The sequence below is a fragment of the Pseudomonas frederiksbergensis genome (assembly GCF_000802155.2).
GTDB classification, from domain to species: domain Bacteria; phylum Pseudomonadota; class Gammaproteobacteria; order Pseudomonadales; family Pseudomonadaceae; genus Aquipseudomonas; species Aquipseudomonas frederiksbergensis_A.
The window spans coordinates 15,154-33,109 of record NZ_JQGJ02000018.1 but is presented as its reverse complement, the minus strand read 5'-3'; the positions used below and the strand labels follow the sequence as shown (position 1 = coordinate 33,109).

Here is a 17,956-nt window from a genome sequence, read left to right as displayed (position 1 = left end):
AGATGCGACACGGAGCGCTATCGATGTCCTCTCGCCTTACTTGCCGGTTCCTCGCACCTTCCTGCGCGCTGTCATTGCTGACCGCCGCCATCCTGATGGCCGGTGCCGTGCCGGCGGCCCTCGCCGCCGGGCAACCGCCCGCCCACAACATGGGCGACTACACCTTCAACATCGCTCGACAACCCCTGGTTTCCGCGCTCAACGCATTCACCGCCGTCACGGGCTGGCAGGTAGGCTTGCCGGCTGAACTGGCCGAAGGCATCGCCTCGCCGGGTGTGAACGGCTCGCTGTCGCCGGAAAAAGCCCTGGAGCGCCTGTTGGTGGGGACCGACTTGAGCTACCGCAAACTGAGCAGCAACAACATCGTTCTGGAAAAACGCAGCGCCGGCAACGTGCTGGATTTGCAACAGGTGACCATCAGCGCCACCCGCCAGGAACAGGACATCACCCGCGTACCGAGCACCGTTTCCGTCCACGATCGCCAGGAACTCGATCGCAATAACGTCAACACCATCAAGGACCTGGTGCGCTACGAGCCTGGCGTCTCGGTGGGCGGCGCGGGCCAGCGCGGCGGCATCAGCGGCTACAACATCCGCGGCATCGACGGCAACCGGATACTGACCCAGATCGATGGGGTGGAAGTGCCCGGCGGTTTCTTCAATGGCCCCTATGCCAAGACCCAGCGCAACTATGTCGACCCGGAAATCATCAAGCGCGTGGAAATCCTCCGTGGCCCGGCCTCGGTGCTGTACGGCAGCAATGCCATTGGTGGCGTCGTCAGTTATTTCACGCTCGATGCGGATGACATCATCAAGCCCGGCCAGGACGTCGGTGCACGCCTGAAGACTGGCTACAGCTCCGCCGATGAGAGCTGGCTCAAGTCCGCCACGGTCGCCGGTCGCAACGGGCCATTCGACGGCCTGCTGCATTACAGCCAGCGCGACGGCCATGAAACCGAATCCTACGGCAGCAACAATGGCATCGGCCTGGACCGCACCGCGGCCAACCCGGAAGACGTGCGCGCCAACAACGTGCTGGCCAAACTCGGCTGGGACTACAGCGATGACGCACGCCTGAGCCTGGTGTACGAGAAGTACAAGGATGATCGCGACACCGACCTGAAAAGCGCCTACGGCGGTCCCTACGCCAACGGCCAACCGGCCATTCCCGCCTCCATCCTGCCCGGCGGCATGTACCAGTGGCGCACCGGCAACGACACCATCACCCGTGAACGTTTCGGTCTAGAGCACAGCTTCGCCCTCGACAGCTTGCTGGCCGACAACATCAAGTGGAGCCTGAACCACCAGATCGCCAAGACCAACCAGAGCACCGCCGAGTTCTACTTCCCGATCACTCGTCGAGTACTGCGCACACGGGAAACGCTATATGAAGAAAAGCAGTGGGTGTTCGACGCGCAGCTGGACAAGTCATTCAGCATTGCCGACACCGATCATGCGCTGGCCTATGGCACCACGCTCAAGCAACAGAAAGTCACCGGCTCACGCAGCGGCAACGGCGTGTGCCTGGCGGTTGGCGTGGGCTGCCCCACCGTTGGCGCCATCAGCACGCGGGACGTGCTGGCAAAAGCCAGCGACTTTCCCGACCCGACCATCAGCACCTACAGCCTGTTCGCCCAAGACCAGATCAGTTGGGACAAATGGACCTTCACGCCCGGCCTGCGCTACGACTACACCCGGCTCAAGCCGCACCTGACCGAGGAATTCCTCAGCACCGTAGACCCTACCGCCGGCGGTGACGTCAGCGATGAAAACAAGACCTGGCATCGCGTCTCGCCCAAGTTCGGCCTGACTTATGCCCTGACCGACCAATACACGTGGTACGGCCAATACGCCGAGGGCTTCCGCACACCGACGGCCAAGGCTTTGTATGGTCGTTTCGACAACCCAGGCGCGGGTTACAGCGTGGAACCCAATCCCGACCTGGAACCGGAAAAAAGCAAGAGCTACGAAACCGGCCTGCGCGGCCGTTTCGACTCCGGCTCGTTCGACGTGGCGGTGTTCTACAACAAGTACCGCGACTTCATCAACGAAGACGCCATCACCCCGGGGTCAAACCAGTTGACCTTCCAGAGCAACAACATCAAACACGCGACCATCAAGGGCATCGAAGCCAAGGGGCGCCTGGACCTGGACGTGCTGGGCGCGCCACGGGGGCTCTACACCCAAGGCTCGTTGGCCTACCTCTATGGCCGCAACGACGACACCGGCGAACCGCTCAACAGCGTCAATCCGCTGACCGGCGTGTTCGGCCTGGGCTACGACCAGGCGCAGTTCGGCACCTTGCTCAGTTGGACCCTGGTGAAGAAGAAAAACCGTGTCGACGACAGCAACTTCAACTCCCCTGATGGCGTCAGCAGCCAGTTCAAGACGCCGGGCTTCGGCATCCTCGACCTGAGCGGGTACTACAAGGTCACCGACGACGTCACCGTCAGCGGCGGCCTCTACAACCTCACCGACAAGAAGTACTGGCTGTGGGACGACGTGCGCGGCTACGACAGCGTCGGCGAAGCGGCGGTGCTGAGCCCGGCCAACCTCGATCGCCTGACCGCGCCTGGGCGCAACTTCGCGGTGAACCTGATCTGGGATATCTGAACAGGATTTCTGTCGACAAGCCAAATGCCCTGTGGCGAGGGAGCAAGCTCCCTTGCCACGATGTTCCAACTCGAAGGATTTTTTCATGACCACCCAACGTCTCGTTTCCCGTTCCCAACGCCTGAACCAGATCACCCACGAGCCCCACAGCAAGCTCGACGCGCAGGTCAAGGCCCACGCCCCGTTCGATACCCCAACCAGCTTCGCCCGCTTCGTCGTCGCCCAGTACCTGTTCCAGTCGGAACTGGTGGCGCTGTACAACGACGCCGAACTGTCCGCCTTGATTCCCGACCTGCCAGCCCGCTGCCGTGCCGACGCAGCGAAGGCGGATCTCGCCGACCTGGACACCGAAGTTCCCGCGCCGGTGGCCGGTGCGGTGAACAATCCGACCCAGGCCGAAGCCCTGGGCTGGCTGTTCGTTTCCGAGGGGTCCAAGCTTGGCGCTGCGTTCCTGATCAAGCGTGCCGTGGGCCTGGGCCTGAGCGAAACCTTCGGCGCCCGACACCTGGCCGAACCTGCCGGCGGGCGTGCCGAAGGCTGGAAAATCTTCACCCGCACCCTGGATGGCCTGGCCTTCACCGAACAGCAGGAAGCCGAGGCGGACAAAGGCGCGCTGGATGCCTTCAACCGGTTTACCGTACTGCTGGAACAGGCCTATGCGGCCGAACTGGCCTGATTCCCACAGGGATGGTGCATGACTGAAAAACGCCGATGAACCGCCCCGCGAAATTCACCCAACTGCTCTTCGCCCTGCTCGCCTACGCCAGCCTGGCGATCGGCCTGGTCGCCATCGTCGTGCCCGGCTTGCCGACCACCGAGTTCATCCTCCTGGCCGCCTGGGCCGCGACCCGCAGTTCGCCACGCCTGAGCGCCTGGCTGGAAAACCATCGGCTGTTCGGGCCGATGCTGCACAACTGGCACAACGGCAAGGTCATCGCGCGCCGGGCCAAGGTCGGTGCCACCGCCAGCATGCTGCTGTGTGCCGGGTTGATGCTGGTGATACTCGACCACCGCTGGCCGGTCTACCTGGCGCTCGCCGGCATGGGCCTTGGCAACCTGTGGATCTGGTCGCGCCCGGAACAGGCACAGGGCTCTCGTGGCGAGGGAGCTTGCCCCCGCTGGGCCGCAAAGCGGCCCCCATCGGATTTTTGAACTATGATCGCCCTCTCGTACTGGAGGGCTTTCGATGTCAGATCTGCTCACGTCCGTGCAAACCGCGCTCGGCTTACCCACGACCCCGATCACTTTCAGCGGCGAAGGCGCCCTGCCCTCCGCATTCGCCGTCACGGAATTGGCCAGTGCCAGCATCGCCGCAGCCGGCCAAGCCACCGCAGCGCTCATCCACCAGCAAACCGGCCGCCTGCCACCCGTCGAAGTCGACCGACGGCTGGCGTCGTTCTGGTTCGCCACCTCCCTACGCCCCATCGGCTGGCACGTGCCGCCGATGTGGGATCCGGTGGCCGGCGACTATGCCTGCGCCGACGGCTGGATTCGCCTGCACACCAACGCGCCGCATCATCGCCTGGCGGCGGAAAAAGTCCTCGGCACCTGCACCGACCGCGCCGACATGGCGGCCAGGGTGGCCCGCTGGAACAAGGCCGAGCTGGAACAGGCCGTGGTCGACGCCGACGGTTGCGCCGCGCAAATGCGTTCGTGGCAGGCCTGGCAAACCCACCCTCAAGGCATGGCGGTGAACGCCGAGCCGCTGGTGCATCTGAGTGAAACGATTGCAGAACAGCACAAACCCTGGCTCGGCTCCGTGACCCAGCCACTGGCGGGACTCAAGGTCCTGGACCTGACCCGCGTACTGGCCGGCCCCGTCGCCAGCCGCTTCCTTGCCGGCCTCGGTGCCGACGTGCTGCGCATCGACCCGCCGACCTGGAACGAGCCCGGCGTGGTCCCGGAAGTCACCCTGGGCAAACGCTGCGCCCGCCTCGACCTGCATCGAGCCGAGGATCGCGCGACGTTCGAGGCCCTGCTCAAGGACACCGACATTCTCCTGCACGGCTACCGTGCCGACGCCCTGGAGCGCCTGGGCTACGGCGCCGAACAGTGCCGGAAACTGGCCCCGGGCCTGATCGACGTCAGCCTCAACGCCTACGGCTGGAGCGGCCCGTGGCAGAACCGACGCGGCTTCGACAGCCTGGTGCAAATGAGCAGTGGCATTGCCGAAGCCGGCATGGCTTGGAAACACACCGACAAACCGACACCGCTGCCGGTACAAGCGCTGGACCATGGCACCGGCTATTTGCTGGCGGCCAGCGCCTTGGTGCTACTGTCCCGCCGTCTCGAAAGCGGCCACGGCGGCTCGGCACGCTTGTCGCTGGCGCGCACGGCAAAGCTGTTGGTCGAGCGTGGCGCAGGGGACTCAAGCCCATTGCGAGCCGAGGCCGAAGATGATCAGGGCCTGGTGATCGAACAGACGCCATGGGGACCAGCCCACCGGCTGCAGGTGCCCGTGAAAATCACCGGGACACCGCTGCAATGGACCTTGCCGGCGGCGGAACTGGGGGCACATCGGGCCCGGTGGTGAACCTCACAACGCCAAAAAACCACTGTACAACCCATACGCAGCCACGCCTGCCCCAAACACCACGCAGGTAAAAACGCCTTTTTCCACAGCGGTGAACAAGGGCTGTTCCTGTTCCCGCTTGGCCTGGGCAAACAGGATCACCCCCGGCGCGTACAACAACGCCGACAGCAGCAGGTATTTCACCCCGCCGGCGTACAACAGCCACACCGCGTAGCACAACGCAACGCCACCGATGCACAGGTCTTTCATACGCTGGGCCGAGGCCCGTTCGTAGGTTTCCCCTCGCACGCACAGCAGCACCGCATAGGCCGCCGACCACAGGTATGGCACGAGGATCATTGATGAAGCGAGGTAGATCAGGCTGGTGTAGGTACCGGCGGAAAACAGGGTGATCAGCAAGAACAGCTGGATCATGCCATTGGTCAACCACAGCGCGTTGACCGGCGCATGGTTGGCATTTTCCCTGGTCAGGAATGCAGGCATGGTCTTGTCCCGGGCGGTGGCGTAGAGGATTTCGGCGCACAACAATGCCCAGGACAGCAGCGCCCCCAGCAGGGACACCGCCAGGCCCAGGCTGATCAGCAAAGCGCCCCAAGGCCCGACAATGTGCTCGAACACGCCAGCCAGGGACGGGTTCTGCAATTGCGCCAGTTCCGGCTGGCTCATGACCCCCAGGGACAACACATTCACCAGCACCAGCAACGCCAGTACGCCAAGGAAACCAATCACCGTCGCCCGCCCTACGTCCGCACGTTTCTGCGCCCGCGCCGAATACACGCTGGCGCCTTCGATACCGATGAACACGAACACCGTGACCAGCATCATGTGCCGCACCTGGTCCATCACGCTGCCCAGTTCCGGACTCATCGCGCCCCAGATATCGCGGGTGAACACCTCGGCCTTGAAGGCCACGGCGGCCAGGACGATGAACATCAACAGCGGTACAACCTTGGCCACGGTGGTCACCAGGTTGATGAGCGCCGCCTCCTTGATGCCCCGCAACACCAGGAAATGCACGGCCCATAGCAGCAACGATGCACAGCCGATGGCCACCGGCGTGTTGCCCTGGCCAAACACCGGGAAGAAATAGCCCAAGGTGCTGAACAGCAGCACGAAGTAACCGACATTGCCCATCCAGGCGCTGATCCAGTAGCCCCAGGCGGATGAGAAACCCATATAGTCACCGAACCCTGCCTTGGCGTAGGCATACACGCCCGAGTCCAACGCCGGTTTGCGATTGGCCAGGGTCTGGAATACGAACGCCAGGGTGAGCATGCCGACGGCGGTGATGGCCCAGCCGATCAACACCGCACCGACATTGGCCCGAGCCGAGACGTTTTGCGGCAGGGAAAAAATTCCACCACCGATCATCGACCCCACCACCAGTGCGATCAATGCGCCCAGCGGCAACTTTTCAATCGGTGGCGACATTTCCCCTCGCTATTTAATAATTAAATAAAAGCCCAATAGCCATTTTGAATAACGCGCGCGTTTCAAAGTCCGTTGTCTTATTTATCAGCCATTGGCCCTCAATAGCGTTGCAAGACAGCCATCTACAAAATAGTTGCGACTCGGTGGAAATCAACTAGCGTGAATATCCTACGAAAAAGCAATCGTCCAACGACCTGACCGAAAGCCTCTGGAATGGGCCTTTCAAGCATTTATACACGCCAATGGACGCCTTAAGTTGTTCATTAACAATGGAATGTTGTCATGCACTGATCCAGATCAGCAATTCAACTTTCAAATCGACTTAGTCTGTTGACTCTCTTCTCCTGCATTGGAGTCTCGCAAATGTCTGATACCCCCGGAAAACTTCGATTGGGTGCGCTGGTCGCGCTGGTAGTGGGTTCGATGATCGGCGGGGGAATTTTCTCCCTGCCACAAAACATGGCCGCCAGTGCCGATGTCGGCGCGGTGTTGATCGGCTGGGCCATCACCGCCGTCGGCATGCTCACCCTGGCGTTCGTATTCCAGACCCTGGCCAACCGCAAACCCGATCTGGATGGCGGGGTGTATGCCTACGCCAAGGCCGGGTTCGGCGACTACATGGGCTTCTCATCGGCCTGGGGCTACTGGATCAGCGCCTGGCTGGGTAACGTCGGTTACTTCGTGTTGCTGTTCAGCACCCTGGGCTACTTTTTCCCGATTTTTGGTGAGGGCAATACCGTCGCCGCGGTGATCGGCGCCTCGGTGCTGCTGTGGGCGGTGCATTTCCTGGTGCTGCGTGGCATCAAGGAAGCCGCGTTCATCAACCTGGTGACCACCGTCGCCAAGGTCGTGCCGCTGCTGCTGTTCGTGCTGATCGCGGTATTTGCCTTCAAGCTGGAGATTTTCACCGCTGACATCTGGGGCCTGAAAAATCCGGACCTGGGCAGCGTGATGAACCAGGTGCGCAACATGATGCTGGTCACCGTGTGGGTGTTCATCGGCATCGAGGGCGCGAGTATTTTTTCCGCCCGCGCCGAGAAACGCACCGACGTCGGCAAGGCCACCGTCATCGGTTTCATCACCGTGCTGTTGTTCCTGGTGCTGGTCAATGTGCTGTCCCTGGGCATCATGACCCAGCCTGAATTGGCGAAGTTGCAGAACCCGTCCATGGCCGCCGTGCTGGAGCATGTCGTCGGGCATTGGGGCGCGGTGCTGATCAGCGTCGGCCTGATCATTTCGCTGCTCGGCGCCCTGCTGTCCTGGGTGCTGCTATGCGCCGAAATCATGTTCGCCGCCGCCAAGGACCACACCATGCCCGAGTTCCTGCGCCGCGAGAACGCCAACCACGTGCCGGCCAACGCCCTGTGGCTGACCAATGCGATGGTTCAGCTGTTCCTGGTCATCACGCTGTTTTCCGCCAGTACCTACCTGTCGCTGATCTACCTCGCTACCTCGATGATCCTGGTGCCTTACCTGTGGTCGGCGGCCTACGCAGTGTTGCTGGCGGTGCGCGGCGAGACCTACGAAGGCTTCGCGGCCGAGCGGCGCAAGGACCTGTTCATCGGTGCCATCGCCCTGATCTATGCGGTTTGGCTGATCTATGCCGGCGGCGTCAAGTACCTGCTGCTCTCTGCCCTGCTCTATGCCCCCGGCGTGATTCTGTTCGCCAAGGCCAAGCGCGAGTTGGGCAAACCGGTTTTCACCTCGATCGAAAAATTGATTTTTGCTGCTGTGATCATCGGAGCCCTGGTGGCGGCTTACGGCCTCTACGATGGCTTCCTGACCCTGTAACGCTGATGCATTTATCTGGAGGATTACGGTAATGACCACGGAAAAAGTGAAGTACGGCGTCCACTCCGAAGCTGGAAAATTGCGCAAAGTCATGGTCTGTTCCCCAGGCCTGGCCCACCAGCGGCTGACCCCGAACAACTGCGACGAGTTGCTGTTCGACGATGTGATCTGGGTCAACCAGGCCAAGCGCGACCATTTCGATTTCGTCACCAAGATGCGCGAACGCGGGATCGACGTCCTGGAGATGCACAACCTGCTGACTGACATCGTCGCCATCCCCGAAGCGCTGGACTGGATCCTGCAGCGCAAGATCACCGCCAACTCGGTGGGCCTGGGCCTGGTGCATGAAGTCGGCGCCTGGCTGCGCAGCCTGGAGCCGCGCCATATCGCTGAATTCCTGATCGGCGGCGTCTCGGCCGATGACCTGCCGGACAGCTTCGGCGGCAAGACTATCCAGATGTTCCGCGACTTCCTCGGGCACTCCAGCTTCATCCTGCCGCCACTGCCCAATACCCAGTTCACCCGCGACACCACCTGCTGGATCTATGGCGGTGTGACGCTGAACCCGATGTACTGGCCGGCGCGCCGCCAGGAAACCCTGCTGGCCAGCGCCATCTACAAATTCCACCCCGAGTTCACCCAGGCCGATTTCCAGATCTGGTACGGCGACCCGGACCACGATCACGGCAATGCCACGCTCGAAGGCGGCGACGTGATGCCGATCGGTAACGGCGTGGTGTTGATCGGCATGGGCGAGCGCTCGTCCCGCCAAGCCATCGGCCAGTTGGCGCTGAACCTGTTCAAGCACAAAGCCGTGGAGCGCGTGATTGTCGCCGGCCTGCCGAAATCCCGCGCGGCCATGCACCTGGACACCGTGTTCAGCTTCTGCGACCGCGACCTGGTCACGGTTTTCCCGGAAGTCGTCAGCCAAATCGTGGCGTTTTCCCTGCGTCCGGACGAGAGCAAACCCGGTGGCATCGATGTGCGCCGCGAGGAAGGCAGTTTTATCGACACCGTGGCCGCCGCCCTCAAGCTGCCAGCGTTGCGGGTAGTGGAAACCGGCGGCAACAGCTTCGCCGCCGAACGCGAGCAATGGGACGACGGCAACAACGTGGTCGCCCTGGAGCCAGGCGTGGTGATCGGCTACGACCGCAATACCTACACCAATACTCTGCTGCGCAAGGCCGGCGTGGAAGTCATCACCATCAGCGCCAGCGAACTGGGCCGGGGCCGGGGCGGTGGCCATTGCATGACCTGCCCGATCATCCGCGACCCGATCGATTACTGACCTTCGAGCCTGGGCCGTTTTTATCGAGAATGGCCCAGGGGATAACCGACACCCAAGGAGATCCACCATGGCTTTCAACATGCGCAACCGCAGCCTGCTGAGCTTGATGCATCACACCAACCGCGAGCTGCACTTTTTGCTGGACCTGTCCCGCGACCTCAAGCGTGCCAAGTACACCGGCACCGAGCAGCCGCACCTCAAGGGCAAGAACATCGCGTTGATTTTCGAAAAGACCTCGACCCGCACCCGCTGCGCCTTCGAAGTCGCGGCCCATGACCAGGGCGCGCACGTCACCTACATCGACCCGGTGTCGTCGCAGATCGGCCACAAGGAAAGCATGAAGGACACCGCCCGGGTCCTGGGGCGGATGTTCGACGCCATCGAATACCGGGGCTTCGAACAGGAGATCGTCGAAGAGCTGGCCAAGTACGCCGGGGTACCGGTGTTCAACGGCCTGACCGCCGAATTCCACCCCACCCAAATGATTGCCGACACCCTGACCATGCGCGAGCACAGCGACAAGCCGCTGCATGACATCAGCTACGCGTACCTGGGCGATGCGCGTTACAACATGGGCAATTCGCTGCTGATGATCGGCGCCAAGCTCGGCATGGACGTGCGCATCGGCGCGCCGAAAGCGCTGTGGCCGCACCAGGATTTCATCGACCAATGCCAGGCCTTCGCCGCCGAAAGCGGTGCACGGATCACCATCACCGAAGACCCGCGGGAAGCCGTCAAGGGCGTGGACTTCATCCACACCGATATCTGGGTGTCCATGGGCGAACCGGTGGAAGCCTGGGACGAGCGCATCGAGCAATTGCTGCCCTACCAGGTCAACGCGCAAATGATGAAGGCCTCGGGCAACCCCCGGGTGAAATTCATGCACTGCCTGCCGGCGTTCCATAACAGCGAAACCAAGGTCGGCAAGGACATCGCCGCGCGCTACCCGAACCTGGCCAACGGCGTGGAAGTGACCGAAGAGGTGTTCGAATCCCCGGCCAACATCGCCTTCGAACAGGCGGAAAACCGCATGCACACCATCAAGGCGATCCTGGTGGCGGCATTGGCGGATATCTAGACGCTTGAAGCGTGATCGTTCCCACGCTCCGCATGGGAACGATCAACACCTAACCTGAAAGGACAACACCATGCGTATCGTCGTTGCCTTGGGCGGTAACGCCCTCCTGCGTCGGGGTGAACCCATGACCGCAGACAATCAACGCAGCAACATCCGCACCGCCGCCGAACAGATCGCCAAGATCCACCCCGGCAATGAACTCGTCATTGCCCACGGCAACGGTCCGCAGGTCGGCCTGCTGTCGTTGCAGGCGGCGGCCTACACCTCGGTCACGCCGTACCCCCTGGACGTGCTCGGCGCCGAGACCGAAGGCATGATCGGCTACATCATCGAACAGGAACTGGGCAACCTTCTGGACTTCGAAGTGCCCTTCGCCACGCTGCTGACCCAGGTTGAAGTGGACGCCAACGACCCGGCGTTCCAGAACCCGAGCAAGCCCATCGGCCCGGTCTACAGCCAGGAAGAAGCGCAAAGACTGGCCGCCGAAAAAGGCTGGGCCATCGCCCCGGACGGCGACAAGTTCCGGCGCGTGGTCGCCAGCCCCAGGCCCAAGCGCATCTTCGAGATCCGTCCGATCAAATGGCTGCTGGAAAAAGGCAGCATCGTGATCTGCGCCGGTGGTGGCGGCATCCCGACGATGTATGACGCCCACGGCAACTTGCAAGGCGTGGAAGCGGTGATCGACAAGGACCTGTGCTCGGCGCTGCTGGCCGAACAACTGGAAAGCGATCTGCTGGTCATCGCCACCGACGTCAACGCGGCGTTCATCGACTTCGGCAAGCCGACCCAGAAAGCCATCGCCCAGGCCCACCCCGACGACTTGGAACGGCTCGGTTTCGCCGCCGGCTCCATGGGGCCGAAGGTGCAAGCCGCCTGCGAATTTGCCCGCAATACCGGCAAGGTCGCGGTGATCGGGTCGCTTTCAGACATCGATGCTATCGTCCAGGGCACGGCGGGCACGCGTATCAGCACGGCGACGCCAGGAATTGTTTATCGGTAACGGGAAAACTTATACGGCAGGCGCGGTGTCTGCCGTTCTCCATGCATTCAAAGGAGAGACGCTGATGGCCACGTTCCAACCCGGACACCTGCACATGGAGCGCCATGCGCTGAACAAGGATGACTTCAGCTATAACCTGTGCATCGACTACGAGATTGCACAGGATCCCAAGGAGGGAAAGGGCATGTCATTTCGCCTGCATGGCACGGTGGAAGACAAGAACGTGGACGAGACGTTTTTCCTGGCCAAGGACCAAGCCTTCGACTTTGCTCGCCATGCCACCCGCATCGCCCAGCAATACGGTTTGCCCAAGGCCGCCAGCATTGGCTCGATGCACAAGTACTACGATGAGATGTTCCAAGACGTGCGCCAGCAACTGGACGTCAAGCCGGGAGACCCGATGAAGCCTGAGCATTTGGAGTAATCCCTGACACACCCTTTCGGTCATGAAAAGCATCTGTGGCGAGGGAGCTTGCTTTCTCGCCACAATCAATCCCTGCACCTGGCCGCCATCATTGTTCTGAATATCGAGCTACATACGAGACCCACCTCAGTGGCAACCCGCCATAGCTGACCTATGCTGAAAACAGTACCCCCGGGTATTCGTTCAGAGGTCATCGCCATGAACATCAAAACAAGAAGACGCCTCGCCATTTTCCTGACCTGCACCGCCACGCTCGCGCTGTATGGCACCGCGGCTTATCGGGTCGAGCAGGCCAGGCAGTTGCCCCGAGACTACGCCAGTTGCAACTTCGAACGCTGCATACCGCACAACGCATCCCTGAACGCTCTGCGCTGAAGCGGCCTCAGTCGTCCCGCTGATCGGTCTTGAGCCGGTCGCGGAAGGCCTTTGGCGAAATGCCGACTCGCCGGCGAAACAGCCGGGTGAAGTTGGTCGGGTCGGAAAAACCGAGCATCTCGGAAATCTCGAAGATCGTCATGCCGGTATACGTCAGCAGCCGCTTGGCTTCCAGCAACTGCCGCTCATGCATGATCTGCAACGCCGGTTGCCCCGCCAGTTCGCGACAGGTGCCGTTGAGGTGGGACACCGAGATGCCCAGCCGATGGGCCAAGTCTTCGACCTTGACGTGCTGGCGATAGGTTTCTTCCACCAGCTGGATATACCCGTTGAGGTATTCCCGGGCTCGTTGCGGGCGCTGGGTCGAGGTGCGCCGGCTCATCACTTGGCGACTGACCCAGACCATGATCACGCTGACCAATGCATGCATGAGCATTTCCCGGGCCGGTTGATGGCCGACGTACTCGGCCTGCAAGGCACTGAACAAACTGTTGAGGTAATCGGCATTTTCCCCTGCCGGGTAGGCTTCGGCCTGGGCCAGGATGTTGACCGAATGGCCCAACTGCCCTTGCAGGTGCGTGACCAGCGGCGCCGCCAGGGTCACGACATAGCCCTGCACATCCTCGGAAAACCGAAAACCATGGACCGACAGCGGCGGCAGGATCTGCACCGCCGGCTCGTCAAGCCGGGTGCGCTGGCCTTCAATCTCCAGCTCTGCCTCGCCCTTGAAGACAAACAGCAACTGGCACAGGTCGGCATGCCGATGGGGTTTGATTTCCCATTGGTGCTCGCTACTGCGGCTGGAAATGGTTTCGCAGTGCAGCAGGTCCGGCGTGGGCCAATCCTGGCTTTCGCCATAGAGCTTGAACACCGGGATCGAAGGCAGCTCAGTTTTCTTCATAACGAGGATCGGCCTCGGGTTACGGGCGGTAATCGCACCGATTGGCAGAAAGTACAGGTTTCAGCGCAGTTTTCCCCTTCAATTGACAGGTCCGCAAGCGAAAAATGCACGCCAGGATTACTAAAAATAAACGTCGACCCTGGTCGCGTGCCTCTTGCGAGTCATAACAACAATGAAAACCCTCAAGACCCAAGTCGCCATTATCGGCGCCGGCCCCTCTGGGCTGCTGCTCGGCCAGTTATTGCACAACGCCGGGATCGACACCGTGATCCTCGAACGCCAGACGCCCGACTACGTACTCAGCCGCATCCGCGCCGGTGTACTCGAGCAGGGCATGGTGCAACTGCTGCGCCAGGCCGGAGTCGGCCAGCGCATGGACGCCGAGGGCCTGCCCCATGATGGCTTTGAACTGGTCCTCAACGGCCGCCGCGTGCACATTGATCTCAAGGGCCTGACCGGCGGGCAGAACGTCATGGTCTACGGCCAGACCGAAGTCACCCGCGACTTGATGGCGGCGCGCGAGGCATCAGGCGCGCGGACGCTGTATCAGGTCGACAATGCCCAGCCCCACGACCTCACGACCGATCACCCCTTCGTGACCTTCGAACACGCCGGCGAAACCTGGCGCCTGGACTGCGATTACGTCGCCGGCTGCGACGGTTTCCATGGCGTGGCGCGGCAATCGATCCCGGCGGAAAAACTCAAGGTCTTCGAACGCGTCTACCCGTTCGGTTGGCTCGGCATTCTCGCCGACACCCCGCCCGTCCATGAAGAACTTGTGTACGCTCGCCACGAGCGGGGCTTTGCCCTGTGCAGCATGCGCTCGCGGACTCGCACCCGTTATTACCTGCAGGTGCCCGCCACCGAACAAGTGACCGACTGGCCGGACGAGCGTTTCTGGGCCGAACTGAAAAACCGCTTGCCCGCCGATCTGGCCGAAGCGCTGGTGACCGGCCCCTCCATCGAAAAAAGCATCGCGCCGCTGCGCAGCTTCGTTGTCGAACCGATGCAATACGCACGGATGTTCCTGGTGGGCGACGCCGCCCACATCGTCCCGCCGACCGGCGCCAATAGGCTGAACCTGGCCGCCAGCGACGTCAGCACATTGTTCAACATCTTGCTCAAGGTCTATCGCGACGGCCGTGTGGATCTGCTGGAACGCTATTCCGAAATCTGCCTGCGACGGGTCTGGAAAGCCGAACGATTTTCCTGGTGGATGACCTCGATGCTGCACCGCTTCGATGACGATGCGTTCAACCAGCGCATCAGCGAAGCGGAGCTGGAGTACTTTGTCGACTCCGAGGCGGGCCGCAAGACCATCGCGGAAAACTACGTCGGCCTTCCTTACGAGGCTATCGAATAGCCGGCTACCGATTTAAACTGCGGGCTTCGTCCCCGCGCCGCCTGGCGCGATGCCCGCAGGTCTTGCCTTGACTCAGCTCGATACGCCTCAAGCCCCGCAACCCGCCATCCGCAGCGTGCTGGTGGCGCTGATGCTGGCGATTTTCCTCGGTGCGCTGGACCAGACCATCGTCGCGGTCTCGATGCCGGCCATTTCCGCGCAGTTCAAGGACGTCAGCCTGCTGGCCTGGGTGATCTCCGGCTACATGGTCGCCATGACCGTGGCGGTGCCGATCTACGGCAAGTTGGGCGACTTGTATGGCCGGCGGCCGCTGATGCTGTTCGGCATGGGCCTGTTTACCCTCGCTTCGCTGTTCTGTGGCCTGGCCCAGAACATGGAGCAATTGGTGCTGGCGCGGATCCTCCAGGGCATCGGCGCTGGCGGCATGATTTCGGTGAGCCAGGCGATCATCGGCGACATCATCGCGCCCCGCGAGCGCGGTCGCTACCAGGGTTATTTCAGCAGCATGTACGCGGTGGCCAGCGTCGCCGGGCCGGTGCTGGGCGGCTACATGACCGAGTACCTGTCGTGGCGCTGGGTGTTCTGGATCAACCTGCCGCTGGGCCTGGGCGCCTGGCTGGTGGCCCGGCGCGCCCTGGTGGGGCTGCCGGTGCCGCAACGCACGCCGATCATCGACTACCTGGGCACCGTGTTGCTGATCATCGGCCTGACATCCCTGTTATCAGGCATTACCCAGGTCGGCCAGGGCCACGCCTGGCACAGCCGCGAGGTGCTCGGGCTGCTGGGTGGCGCCGTGGTTGTGCTGGGTCTCTTCGCCTGGCACGAACGCCGCGCCCGCGAGCCGTTGCTGCCCATGCACTTGTTCGTGAACCGCAGCGCGGTGCTGTGCTGGTGCACGGTGTTTTTCACCAGCTTCCAGGCGATTTCCCTGACGGTGCTGGTGCCGTTGCGCTTCCAGAGCGTGACCGGCGCCGGTGCCGACAGCGCGGCCTTGCACTTGTTGCCGTTGGCGATGGGGCTGCCGATCGGCGCGTATTTCGCCGGTCGACGGACCTCGGTCACCGGGCGCTACAAACCGATAATCCTCAGCGGCGCCCTGCTCTTTCCGTTCGCGATCCTCGGCATGGCCTTCACGCCGCCCGCTGCGTTCTGGCTGAGCAGCCTGTTCATGTTGCTCAGCGGCATCGCCTCCGGCATGCAATTCCCCACGTCGCTGGTGGGCTCGCAGAATGCGGTGGAGCAACGGGACATCGGCGTCGCCACCAGCACCACCAACCTGTTCCGCTCTCTCGGCGGCGCGGTGGGCGTGGCCTTGATGTCGGCGTTGCTGCTGGCCTTGCTGCAGGATTCAAGCTTCGCCCAACTCGCCGGTTCGTCGCTGCTCGGCGAAGGGCATTCCGGCAACGTGCTGCTCGATGGCCTAAACGCTGCCCCGGGCGAGGCACGGAATGCCTTGCGTGGAGAATTGCAGGCGACGTTCCGGCACTTGCTTATGATTAGCGCGGCGGTGTCGCTGCTGGGGTTGGCGGCAGCGTTGGCGATGCCCAACCGCCTGTTGCGAGGCCGGGATGACAAGGCTGAGTAACCTGTAACACACCACCTCTGTGGCGAGGGAGCTTGTTCCCTCGCCACAAAAGCACCGTTGTCACAAAATCGCACTAGGCTGTCGCCACCACACCCTCCGGCACCACCACTGCACTCATCCCATCCTTCATCCGCTTGGCATCGCGCACGAAACAGCGTGACGCCAGGAACAGGAACACCATGGTCAGGAGCAGCGCCACCGGGATGAGGTACATCGCGTCGTGCAGGCCGATGGCCTTGAACGCTTCGGTCATTTGCGGGGCGCCTGCGGCCGCCATTGCCGTGTGGGCGAAGTAGTCGGACAGGCCGCCTACCACCACCGGCCCCAGGCCGCCGCCGAGCAAATACAGCCCGGCAAAATACAAGGCCATCGCCGTGGCGCGCAGGCGCGGCTCAACCACGTCCTGGATCGCGGTATAGACGCAGGTATAGAAGTTATAGGCAAACAGCCAACCGACGCTGAACACCGCCACGAACACACCGATCTCTATGCGCCCGGCATGCAGGGCCCACGCCGTGGTGACGGTGGAAATGGCCAGGCTGAACGCTGCAAAGAGCAGGCGCCCGTTGGGCACGCGCTGGTGGATCTTGTCCGCGACCCAGCCGCCCAGGGTCAGACCGAACAATCCCGTCACGCCCACCATGATGCCGGTGGCCACGGCCGCCTCGTGCAGCGGCATCCCGAAATAACGTTGCAGCATCGGCACCAGGAACGAGTTGCAGGCATAGGTGGCGAAGTTGAAGCAAAGCCCCGCCAGCACCAACCAGAGAAAGGTCGGAATCGCCAGCACTCGGCGAACCGGTTTATTGACCTTTTCCTGGGACACTTGCACGGTTTCCGCCGCGCCGCGCTTGGGCTCCTTGATGAAAAACATGAACACCGCCAGCACCAACCCCGGCACCGCTGCAATGAAGAACGGTGCACGCCAGCTGTCGAAGGCCTTGACCATCGCGCCAATGGTAAAGAATGCCAGCAGCAACCCAATCGGCAGCCCCAGCATGAAAATACCCATCGCCCGCGCCCGGCGGTGAGCCGGGAACAGGTCGCCAATCAATGAGTTGGCCGCCGGTGCATAGCTGGCCTCGCCGATGCCCACGCCCATGCGTACCACCAGGAACGCCCAGAAACTGCCCACCAGGCCGTTCACCGCCGTCAGTCCACTCCAGGCCGCGAGGCCCCAGCCCATCAACTTGCTGCGCGAGCCGGTATCGGCCATACGCCCCAGCGGCAAGCCGGCAATGGCATAGACGATGGTGAACGCGGTGCCGATGATGCCGATCTGGAAGTCGCTCAGGCTCCATTCCATGCGGATCGGTTCGATGATGATCGCCGGGATGGTACGGTCGAAGAAATTGAACAGGTTGGCCAGGAACAGCAGGAACAGAATGCGCCAGGCATTCGCCGCTTGGGTCGAGTTCTGCATGGGTCCGTCTCTTTTTATTGTTGGGCGAGGCATCCGAGCCCGGAGTCTGCAATCTAGACAGCCGGGCGCGAGCTGTCTCCAATCATTCGCATGGCTGATACCGAACCATGGCGCAGGGCGTGTTTCATGACGTTGGTCAATTTGCTGTAACA

The 17,956-nt window shown here is 62.2% G+C and carries 15 protein-coding genes; 12 read left to right on the top strand and 3 right to left on the bottom strand.

Features of this window, described 5'->3' with window-relative positions; translation table 11 throughout:
- Positions 1 to 23 precede the first annotated feature (23 nt).
- The 4 genes from JZ00_RS24030 to JZ00_RS24015 all read left to right on the top strand — a co-directional run bounded on the left by JZ00_RS24030 (position 24) and on the right by JZ00_RS24015 (position 5,145).
- Positions 24 to 2,612: a TonB-dependent receptor gene (locus tag JZ00_RS24030; RefSeq protein WP_039593771.1), complete on the top strand. Its 2,589-nt coding sequence runs from the start codon at positions 24 to 26 to the stop codon at positions 2,610 to 2,612.
- Between the two features lie 85 nt (positions 2,613 to 2,697).
- On the top strand, positions 2,698 to 3,288 hold the full coding sequence (locus JZ00_RS24025; RefSeq protein ID WP_039593770.1) for a biliverdin-producing heme oxygenase: 591 nt from the start codon (positions 2,698 to 2,700) through the stop codon (positions 3,286 to 3,288).
- Positions 3,289 to 3,323: 35 nt separating this feature from the next.
- The gene (locus JZ00_RS24020) at positions 3,324 to 3,764 is read left to right on the top strand and encodes a YbaN family protein (protein ID WP_039593769.1); all 441 of its coding nucleotides are present in this window, start codon (positions 3,324 to 3,326) and stop codon (positions 3,762 to 3,764) included.
- A 34-nt stretch (positions 3,765 to 3,798) separates the two neighbouring features.
- Positions 3,799 to 5,145, top strand: coding sequence for a CoA transferase (locus tag JZ00_RS24015; RefSeq protein ID WP_039593768.1), 1,347 nt, complete (start codon positions 3,799 to 3,801; stop codon positions 5,143 to 5,145).
- Between the two features lie 3 nt (positions 5,146 to 5,148).
- On the opposite strand, the gene arcD (JZ00_RS24010) is transcribed toward JZ00_RS24015, so the two are convergent.
- Positions 5,149 to 6,576 carry an arginine-ornithine antiporter gene (gene arcD, locus JZ00_RS24010; protein WP_039593767.1) on the bottom strand — a complete coding sequence of 476 codons (1,428 nt, stop codon included), beginning with the start codon at positions 6,574 to 6,576 and terminating at the stop codon, positions 5,149 to 5,151.
- A 363-nt stretch (positions 6,577 to 6,939) separates the two neighbouring features.
- Here arcD (JZ00_RS24010) and arcD (JZ00_RS24005) point away from each other — a divergent pair, with 363 nt between their 5' ends.
- The 6 genes from arcD (JZ00_RS24005) (at position 6,940) to JZ00_RS31280 (ending at position 12,532) form a co-directional block, all read left to right on the top strand.
- Positions 6,940 to 8,367, top strand: coding sequence for an arginine-ornithine antiporter (arcD, locus tag JZ00_RS24005; RefSeq protein WP_039593766.1), 1,428 nt, complete (start codon positions 6,940 to 6,942; stop codon positions 8,365 to 8,367).
- A 31-nt stretch (positions 8,368 to 8,398) separates the two neighbouring features.
- Positions 8,399 to 9,655 carry an arginine deiminase gene (arcA, locus tag JZ00_RS24000; RefSeq protein ID WP_039593765.1) on the top strand — a complete coding sequence of 419 codons (1,257 nt, stop codon included), beginning with the start codon at positions 8,399 to 8,401 and terminating at the stop codon, positions 9,653 to 9,655.
- A gap of 67 nt (positions 9,656 to 9,722) precedes the next feature.
- Positions 9,723 to 10,733, top strand: a complete 1,011-nt coding sequence (locus tag JZ00_RS23995; protein ID WP_039593764.1) for an ornithine carbamoyltransferase — start codon at positions 9,723 to 9,725, stop codon at positions 10,731 to 10,733.
- A gap of 70 nt (positions 10,734 to 10,803) precedes the next feature.
- Entirely contained in the window at positions 10,804 to 11,733 is a 930-nt protein-coding gene (arcC, locus tag JZ00_RS23990) for a carbamate kinase (protein WP_039593763.1), read from the top strand.
- Between the two features lie 64 nt (positions 11,734 to 11,797).
- A complete protein-coding gene (locus tag JZ00_RS23985) occupies positions 11,798 to 12,157 on the top strand; it encodes a DUF5064 family protein (RefSeq protein WP_039593762.1) in 360 nt (119 codons plus the stop codon).
- Positions 12,158 to 12,355: 198 nt separating this feature from the next.
- Entirely contained in the window at positions 12,356 to 12,532 is a 177-nt protein-coding gene (locus JZ00_RS31280) for a hypothetical protein (RefSeq protein WP_196304748.1), read from the top strand.
- 7 nt (positions 12,533 to 12,539) lie between these two features.
- Here the strand turns inward: JZ00_RS31280 and JZ00_RS23980 are convergent, their stop codons facing one another.
- The gene (locus tag JZ00_RS23980) at positions 12,540 to 13,433 is read right to left on the bottom strand and encodes a helix-turn-helix domain-containing protein (RefSeq protein WP_039593761.1); all 894 of its coding nucleotides are present in this window, start codon (positions 13,431 to 13,433) and stop codon (positions 12,540 to 12,542) included.
- A gap of 172 nt (positions 13,434 to 13,605) precedes the next feature.
- Here JZ00_RS23980 and pobA point away from each other — a divergent pair, with 172 nt between their 5' ends.
- Both pobA and JZ00_RS23970 read left to right on the top strand, forming a co-directional pair.
- On the top strand, positions 13,606 to 14,796 hold the full coding sequence (gene pobA, locus JZ00_RS23975; protein ID WP_039593760.1) for a 4-hydroxybenzoate 3-monooxygenase: 1,191 nt from the start codon (positions 13,606 to 13,608) through the stop codon (positions 14,794 to 14,796).
- Between the two features lie 67 nt (positions 14,797 to 14,863).
- Complete coding sequence (locus JZ00_RS23970) at positions 14,864 to 16,381, top strand: MDR family MFS transporter (RefSeq protein ID WP_039593834.1); 1,518 nt, start codon at positions 14,864 to 14,866, stop codon at positions 16,379 to 16,381.
- Positions 16,382 to 16,454: 73 nt separating this feature from the next.
- On the opposite strand, the gene JZ00_RS23965 is transcribed toward JZ00_RS23970, so the two are convergent.
- A complete protein-coding gene (locus JZ00_RS23965) occupies positions 16,455 to 17,804 on the bottom strand; it encodes a spinster family MFS transporter (protein WP_039593759.1) in 1,350 nt (449 codons plus the stop codon).
- Between the last annotated feature and the right edge of the window lie 152 nt (positions 17,805 to 17,956).